Origin of the sequence: Bacteroides sp. ET71 (genome assembly GCF_023336905.1) — a bacterium.
Taxonomy (GTDB): domain Bacteria; phylum Bacteroidota; class Bacteroidia; order Bacteroidales; family Bacteroidaceae; genus Bacteroides.
The window spans coordinates 1-2,714 of the sequence record NZ_JAMBLS010000075.1; the positions used below are offsets into that span (position 1 = coordinate 1).

The following is a 2,714-nucleotide window of genomic DNA, read 5'->3' on the forward strand; positions in this document are numbered from 1 at the left end:
TTCTCCACCGCATAGATGATGACATCGACCTTGTTATCGGCATAGAGCTTCGCCACCTCGTTGCCCTTGCGGATGCCGCGCCCGTCGCGCTGCTGGAGGTCGCTTGGGCGCCACGGTGCGTCCAAGTGATGGATGGCCACACACCTTTTCTGCGCATTGACACCCGTGCCCAACATTTCGGTGGAGCCGAACAGCACACGGATGCGCCCCTCGTTCATCGCCTCAATCATCGCCTTGCGCTTCTTCTCGGTCTTGGCTTCCTGAATGAAGCGTATCTCGTCTTCGGGGATGCCGTGGTCTTCGACCAGTTTGCGCTTGATTTCGCTGTACGGGTTCCACTGGTCGGGCTTGTACGTGCCCAAGTCGCTGAACACGAACTGCGTGCCCTTATGCTCGGCGTATCGGTTGTAATACTGCGCAATCATGTCGGCGCAGTGGGTCGCCTTGTTGTCGCGGTCGTCGTCATATTTCAGCGGGTCGATGAGCCGCATGTCAAGCGACATCTTGCGGGCATAGTCGGTGGCGATGAGCATCTTGGCCTTTTCTTCTTTCTCGGTCAGCGGCGGACGGCCCAATACGGTGGCATTGCCGGTCTTGGCGAACTCCATGAGCCTGGCGATGAACTCCTGCTGGTCGGGCGTGGGCGCGATGTTGTGCAGTATCTCGTTCTTCTTCGGGCGGTCGATGCCGATGTCCTCCGCCGTGCGGAAGTCGGTAATCTCGGAATAGAACGAGGCGAGTTCGGGCACCTTGATGAAATAGCGGAAGCGTTCCTTCTGCACAATCTCGTTGGTCACGGAGAACTCGTAGTCGATGGACTTGCGTGCGAACACCGCCGCCCATGCGTCGAAGGAGCGGATGCCCTGCCGCTCCAGTTCGTTGGGGCGCAGGTATTTGAACAGGAGGTACAGCTCGGTCAGTGAGTTGCTGATGGTCGTCCCCGACAGGAATGTGGCTCCCAAGTCCTTGCCGGTGCGCTGCTGGATGGTGCGGATGGCAAAGAGCATGTTGAGCGCACGCTGGCTGCCCTCCGAGTTGCCCAGCCCCGCCACACGGTCGTGGCGCGTGGTGAACATGAGGTTCTTGAAGCGGTGCGATTCATCGACAAAGATGTGGTCGATGCCCATGCGCTTGAAGTCCGCCACATCATCCTTGCGGGTTTCTATCTCGTGCGTCAGCTCCTTGAGCTTGACTTCCAAGTTCATCTTGCGCTTTTCCGCGCCCTTGAGTTGGGCATTGGTTACCTCGCTGCCTAACTGGTGCAAGACTTCCAAGTTTTCCTCCACGCTGTCCAGTTCCTGCTGCAAGATGTCGCGCTGGATTTCGGGCGACTGCGGTATCATGCCGAACTGCTCGTGCGAGAGGATGATGGCATCCCAGTCGTTGTTCTTCATCTGGTTGAAGATTTCCACGCGGCGGTCGGGCGTGAAGTCCTCCTTGCCCGGATAGAGTATCTTGGCATGGGGATAGGCGGTGCGGAAGGTCTGCGCAATCTCGTGGATGTTCGCCTTCAGGCCGGTAATGAGCGGCTTGTGCGCCAATCCGAGCCGCTTCATCTCGTAGGCGGAGACGCACATTATCAGCGTCTTGCCGCCACCCACCTCATGGTCAGCGATGCCGCCGCCGTTCATCTTCAGCATCCAGATACAGTCTTTCTGAGATGGATACAAATCCTTGATGCCCAGCCCTTTCAAGTCAAGGTCTGGAAAGGTCTGGTGGCTGCCGTCGAACTTGGGGCGCACGAAGCAGTTGAACTTGCGGTTGTACATGTCCTCCAGCTTCTTCTTGAACTCCGGCGACTGTTCCATAAGCCAGTCGGAGAAGCCTTCACGTATCTCGTCAATCTTGCTGTTGGCCAGTTGCGTGGCTTCGGGGTCGCGCACCTTGATGTCCTTGCCGTCCTTGTCCGTGACGGTCTTGGTGATGTTGGGCGTGGTGTTGTGGATGGCGTGGCGCATGAGGGCCACGCCGTTGAACAGGCGCGTTTCGGAACGGACTGCATACTGGTTATAGATACGCGGGCTGAGTTCGGAGGCACGGATATTGTACTCGTCCGCGCTGGCGTTGTAGCGGACGGACACGTCGGTGTCGAACAGCCATGAGGCATAGCGGCTGTACACGGCAGCCGGTATCCAGCGTTCGCCGAAGTTGAAGTCCAGTTCCTCAAAAGGAATGGGTACCGGTGCCGCCTTACGCAATGCTTCAAGCGAAACGCGCGATTCGGCATCGTCGGGATGTGTCTGCAAGTATTCCCCGATATACTCCGCCTTTGCCACGACATTGCCCGCGATGAAGCGGTCGGCAATCTCGAAACGCTTCGCCAGCGGGTTGTAGAACACCCTGCCGCGCAGTTCATCCAGCAATTGTGCCTGCGGCTTGTCGGTGAGCGATTCCATATATTCCATGTTCGCCTCGCCATATTTGTTGAGCGAGGCCGCCAATGCCTCGTGCACATCGTCGGTGTGGGTAATCTCGTTCACGTTGTACGACACGGGATGGTCAAAGATGTCGGCCTTGACCGCCTTGCCGTCGGTGTAACGCTCCAAGGCGAGGATTTCCCGGTTATCGGCATCCATGCGGAACAGGTCGATGTTCTTCTTGTCGTTCAGGTTGCCGAACTGACGGACAAAGCCGTCGTACAGCCCGTTCAGGCCCGCACGCAGTTCCCCGTTCTCCTGCCGGTGTTCCGCTTCGTCGTTGTACAGGCGGTGGTA

1 protein-coding gene is annotated in these 2,714 nt (G+C 58.0%); it reads right to left on the reverse strand.

Features of this window, described 5'->3' with window-relative positions:
- Window positions 1-2,714: helicase-related protein (locus tag M3090_RS15110; protein ID WP_262918961.1), on the reverse strand; the 2,714-nt coding region annotated here is incomplete at both ends.